This window comes from Rhizorhabdus sp., assembly GCF_018006725.1.
GTDB lineage: Bacteria > Pseudomonadota > Alphaproteobacteria > Sphingomonadales > Sphingomonadaceae > Rhizorhabdus.
Genome location: NZ_JAGMXV010000332.1, coordinates 1 through 4,227 on the forward strand (window position 1 = coordinate 1; position 4,227 = coordinate 4,227).

The window sequence follows — 4,227 nt, forward strand, 5'->3', positions numbered from 1 at the left end:
TCCCGCGACCGCGCTGCACAGAGCGACGGCGATAAGGAAGGCGAAGGCCACCGCGACGATCGCCAGCGGAAGCGATTCGGTCGCCTGTGCAGTCGCCTGTCCCAGCCACAGAAGCAGCAGGGCGAACACCGCCAGCCCTGCGGCGGGAAGCGCCTGTCGCGATGCAGGCTGCCGGACCGGTATCGCCCGGCCGACACAGGCTGCCTTTTCGCGTCTGGTGGCGGAATGATCGATAGTGGCACGGCGCATGACGATGACCCCTGGCATGGCACCCCCTGGCGCCTGACAGCCTTTTACCGGAGCGATGTACCGATCGGTACATCACATCCGTAAAAGCATCGTTGCCGAAACTGACCGAAGCCGCAGTGATGCGGCGCACAGGAGTGAGACCGAGGGGTGACCGGCGGACGCGCGACCTCGACGCTCAGACCGGGCCGATGCCCTCGACCGCCACGAGGCTGGCACCAAACATGACGCCGTCAATCCGCACATGCTCGTCAAGCAGATGCTGCGGAATGCGGTCCATCTCCAGCCAATATTCCCCGCCATCCTCGCACCGCAGAGCAAAGCAGTTGCTCTTGGCGATCAGGCGTCCCGTGCGTGCGAATCGACCTGGCGTCTTGTTCGGCATGTCGGCTCCCCCATGATTCCAAGGAGGCACCCTCTCCGCCGCCCAGACTATGCCGATACGGACGCGGGGCAAGAGCCATGAACCGCAACAGCCAATGCGGGTGCCTGCTGTGGCCCCAATGCAACGCTGTGGGAGAGTGGATGCCCCGTGAGGATTCGAACCTCAATTGACGGAGTCAGAGTCCGTAGTCTTACCTTTAGACGACGGGGCATCATGCGGTGGCGGGCGAACTAAGCCGGGAACCCTTATGCGTCAAGGGGTTTCGGTCGATTTTTTGGGCTCGCCCTGCCCCGCTGTGGACGGCGTTTCCAACATTTCCATGTTGGAATTCCAACATCAGGCCGCCGCGCCCGAGTCGTGATGCTTGCCACGCTCGATCTCGCTCGCGGCGTCGGCATAGGCATTTGCCTTGTTCCGATAGTCGCCGAGCAGCATATCCGAACGACCCAGCCTCTCCCATTCAGCGTTGAGGCGCGCACCCTCCGCGCGCAGCCACGCGACGATCGCAGCGCGTTCCTCTGCTGCTGTTGCAAAGCCGGTCATGCCTGCTCCTGTTCTCCGTCGCGGGCTTCGGCGGCGGCGCGGACCTTTAGCTGGGTGACGGCCATGGCGACGCCGCTGGCGGCCATGCGGGTGTTGCGGGGGCCGTAGACCTCAAGGATCTTCTTCGTCCGCTCGAGCGTGTGCCCGCTGACGGCGGCGATGAAATGGTCGGGGACGCCCAGCTCGAACATGTGGACCATGCCGGTGCGGCGCAGGTCGCGAAACTCGATATCGGCCAGCTCGTTCGCCAGGGCGACGTCGCCGGCTTCGGCCGCGCGTTCGGCGGCGAGGTTCACATATTTGCGGAAGAGGCGCTGAAACTTGAACGCCTGGTAGGGCTTGCCGCTGTCTTCGTCGATGATGACCGGCGGGTTGATCGGCTTGACGTCGCCGGCGCGGGCGGCGGCGATGGCCGCGTCGACCTGTTCGCGCAGCTCGCCGATCACGGGGACGCCGATCCAGACCTTCGTCTTGTGCTGGCGCAGGGCGAAGCCGCGCACGGTGCCGTCGCGGCCGACCAGCGCCGGCCGCGCTTCCGCCGGCACCTCGTGCGGCAACAGCTCGCGATAGTCGCTCGCACCGAGCTTCAGCAGATCGCCTTCGCGCTGCATGAGGTTGAAGCCTAGCGATAGCGCCAGCGCGATCGACGGCTTGCCCTGTGCCGTGGCGATAGCGGCGATGGCCTCGCGCGCGCCGGCGGGAATAACCTGCTGCCGCGCGGGCGGCTCCGGGATTTCGATATCGGCCATGGGGTTCACTACGATCATGTCCTTGTCCAGGGCGAAGCGCATCAGGCTCTTGAGGACGGAAAGCAGGCCGCTGGCGCGGTGGAGGCGCGGGCGGGCTTCCCGGCCGCACAGGACGCGGACGCGATAGATACGCTCGTCATGGATCGGCTTCAGTGCCGGCTTGCGCAGGATGACGGGCGCGACGTCCTTTGCCAAAGCGAGCGGCGGGCCGGTCAGTAGCGCAATGGCCGCGTCGATGCCGGCATGATGGGCGAGCCACAGCGCGGCGCGATCGTCATCGAGGCCGGCGGCGCGCAGCTTGCGCCCGTTCGTCTCGAATGCCCCGATATCGGGCGGCGTCAGCAGCGCGTCCTTCAGCACGACACAGCGGGCGCGATCGACCAGGCGCACAGGCATGCGCCCGTCATCGGCCCATTCCTCAATCTGGTTGAGGTAGCTGCTATAGGTGGCGCGGGTGGTCTTGGCCTTGGTCGCCAGAACCTCCGTCCGGTAGCGGCGGATGACGTGGCCCATGGTGGCGCGCTCGACATTCTTCTCGACCGTCACGGGCTTCGCCTCGCCCTTGCGCCAGCTGGCGACCTCGCCGTTGAGGCGGTTGGCGCGCTCGATCGCGGCGGCGAGATCGCGGCCGAGGCGCTGTGGCTGCCAGCCCATGTCGCGCAGGGACTTCGACGGCTGCCAGTAATAGCTGCCGTTCTTCTCGATCATGCGCTCTATGCGGATTGCCATCGTTCAGGCCTCCGAGATCAGGGCGTCGGCCTGCGCGGTGCAGGCGGCGGCATGGTCGCGCAGAAGCTGGCGCATGTCGGCAATGATGCCGTCGCGGATGCCGCGCGCGTTGGGGCCGTCGGACAGCAGCTTGCGCATGGACGCTTCGGAAATGCCGAGCTGGCGCGCGGCCTCACGCCCGCCGCCGAGCAGATCGACCGAGCGGCGGAACCAGTCGCGGCGCGCGGGCGACCATGTGGCGTCTGATGGGGGTGTGTTCATGGTCCTGATCCCTGACCTATGCGCGGCCACCGTGCCGGCGCGGGGTGGAAAAGCTATGCGTCTATCCAGACTTCGGCAATAGCATCGGATTGAGGGCGCGGCGTGATGCCGGGGATATAGTCCCGCTGGCCTGAAATGCCCTTCCACCACGCGATGAACCCGGCGCAGACGCGCAGTTGCTCGACGGGGTGCGTGCCATCTTCGCGCTTCGGATAGTCGAAGCCGTCGCGCGCTTCATTGAGCGGCACGCCCTTGTGGCAGTAAAAGGCCTTCTCTTGAAACGCCAGCGCCATGGTCAAACCTTCCCATGCTTCCGGGTCCGATCGTTCCGGGCTGCCCTGTCGAAAAGCGCAATTGTCGCACGCCTTGGCAAAAGGCTGCGGCCGGCCATCCACGTCCAGAGGGGCATTCGCGGGAAGCGCCTCCCAGACAATTTTGCACGTGCCGCAGCCCTCATAGACGGTGCCCTTCAGCCTCAAGGCAGAAACTCGCGTCGCTCCACAATTAGGACAGGCCATTGCTACACTTCCTGTTCTGAAGGCGGCGGATGATTTCCGCGATGGTGATGGGCCGGAAGGTCGGCGCGAGCAGCCAGATCGGCGGGCGGGTCATCGCCCGTCTCCGTGCCGAACAAAGCGAGCGGAACCATCGAACGGCTGCCAGTCCCACTGGCGGATATGGCGACCGCAGTCCGAAAATCGGACATGGATCTCGGCGGCGTCGATCGCGCGGGGATCGGCTTCGGCCGGGCCGGTGAAGGCGTCCAGCTTCTCGATCGCGCCGGCCAGCATCGAGGCCGCGTACGGGTCCATGCCGAGGCGGGCGGCGTGCGCGCGGACCAGCTGCACGGCCTTGGTTCGGAGGGTGAGGGCGTCCATTATGCGGCCTGCCCGACGAAGGTCATGCGGTTCTCAGCGCAATAGCGCCGAAACGCGGCCTCGTGCAGTTCGCCGGGCAGCATGTCGATGCCAGTTCCGCAGACGCCGCCCTTCCACGAGCCCTTGCGCTTCCCGGTCTCTTTCGAGAAATTGATGCTCAGTGAGCGCCGAACCTTGTTGCGGCGAAAAAGCGATAGCCATTTGAACCATCCAGTCCCGTGCGTCCATTCGCGCTCTTCGATCCGGGTCGATGCTTCGATGCGCTCACCGTCAAAATCGTCGAATGCGAAGCGAACTACAGGGCAAGCATCCTCAATCGCGCGCTCAGCGTTCCACTTGTTGAGCCATGAACCTTGGCCATGGCGTCTTTCCCAGCTGCGCCTGCTGCCCTCGTCTAGCACAGTGTAGAAGTGAACCCCTGCAACATCATAGAAGC

The 4,227-nt window shown here is 65.4% G+C and carries 7 protein-coding genes, 1 tRNA gene and 1 pseudogene; all 9 read right to left on the reverse strand.

The genetic code is table 11. The features are described from left to right. A pseudogene (locus tag KAY22_RS25225) lies at positions 1 to 249 on the reverse strand (hypothetical protein); the annotation flags it as partial. A 175-nt stretch (positions 250 to 424) separates the two neighbouring features. Continuing rightward, positions 425 to 631 (reverse strand): DUF5818 domain-containing protein, encoded by a 207-nt coding sequence (locus tag KAY22_RS25230; RefSeq protein ID WP_296625864.1) that lies wholly within the window; start codon positions 629 to 631, stop codon positions 425 to 427. A gap of 137 nt (positions 632 to 768) precedes the next feature. Further along, positions 769 to 842: transfer RNA gene (locus tag KAY22_RS25235), tRNA-Gln, on the reverse strand. A gap of 125 nt (positions 843 to 967) precedes the next feature. Beyond that, a complete protein-coding gene (locus KAY22_RS25240; RefSeq protein WP_296625865.1) occupies positions 968 to 1,174 on the reverse strand; it encodes a hypothetical protein in 207 nt (68 codons plus the stop codon). Continuing rightward, entirely contained in the window at positions 1,171 to 2,652 is a 1,482-nt protein-coding gene (locus KAY22_RS25245; RefSeq protein ID WP_296625866.1) for a hypothetical protein, read from the reverse strand. The genes KAY22_RS25240 and KAY22_RS25245 overlap by 4 nt, the downstream gene beginning before the upstream one ends. A 3-nt stretch (positions 2,653 to 2,655) precedes the next feature. Continuing rightward, positions 2,656 to 2,913, reverse strand: coding sequence for a hypothetical protein (locus tag KAY22_RS25250; RefSeq protein WP_296625867.1), 258 nt, complete (start codon positions 2,911 to 2,913; stop codon positions 2,656 to 2,658). A 53-nt stretch (positions 2,914 to 2,966) separates the two neighbouring features. Continuing rightward, positions 2,967 to 3,392 carry a hypothetical protein gene (locus KAY22_RS25255; RefSeq protein ID WP_296625868.1) on the reverse strand — a complete coding sequence of 142 codons (426 nt, stop codon included), beginning with the start codon at positions 3,390 to 3,392 and terminating at the stop codon, positions 2,967 to 2,969. A gap of 129 nt (positions 3,393 to 3,521) precedes the next feature. Next, entirely contained in the window at positions 3,522 to 3,791 is a 270-nt protein-coding gene (locus KAY22_RS25260) for a hypothetical protein (protein ID WP_296625869.1), read from the reverse strand. Beyond that, the coding region (locus tag KAY22_RS25265) for a hypothetical protein (RefSeq protein WP_296625870.1) at positions 3,791 to 4,227 on the reverse strand (437 nt) is incomplete at its 5' end. The genes KAY22_RS25260 and KAY22_RS25265, both read right to left, overlap by 1 nt.

What these genes read in the sequence shown, in the direction of transcription:
- KAY22_RS25260 (WP_296625869.1), bottom strand. Translation starts at nt 3,791, where the DNA reads ATGGACGCCCTCACCCTCCGAACCAAGGCCGTGCAGCTGGTCCGCGCG.
- KAY22_RS25245 (WP_296625866.1), bottom strand. Translation starts at nt 2,652, where the DNA reads ATGGCAATCCGCATAGAGCGCATGATCGAGAAGAACGGCAGCTATTAC.
- KAY22_RS25230 (WP_296625864.1), bottom strand. Translation starts at nt 631, where the DNA reads ATGCCGAACAAGACGCCAGGTCGATTCGCACGCACGGGACGCCTGATC.
- KAY22_RS25250 (WP_296625867.1), bottom strand. Translation starts at nt 2,913, where the DNA reads ATGAACACACCCCCATCAGACGCCACATGGTCGCCCGCGCGCCGCGAC.
- KAY22_RS25240 (WP_296625865.1), bottom strand. Translation starts at nt 1,174, where the DNA reads ATGACCGGCTTTGCAACAGCAGCAGAGGAACGCGCTGCGATCGTCGCG.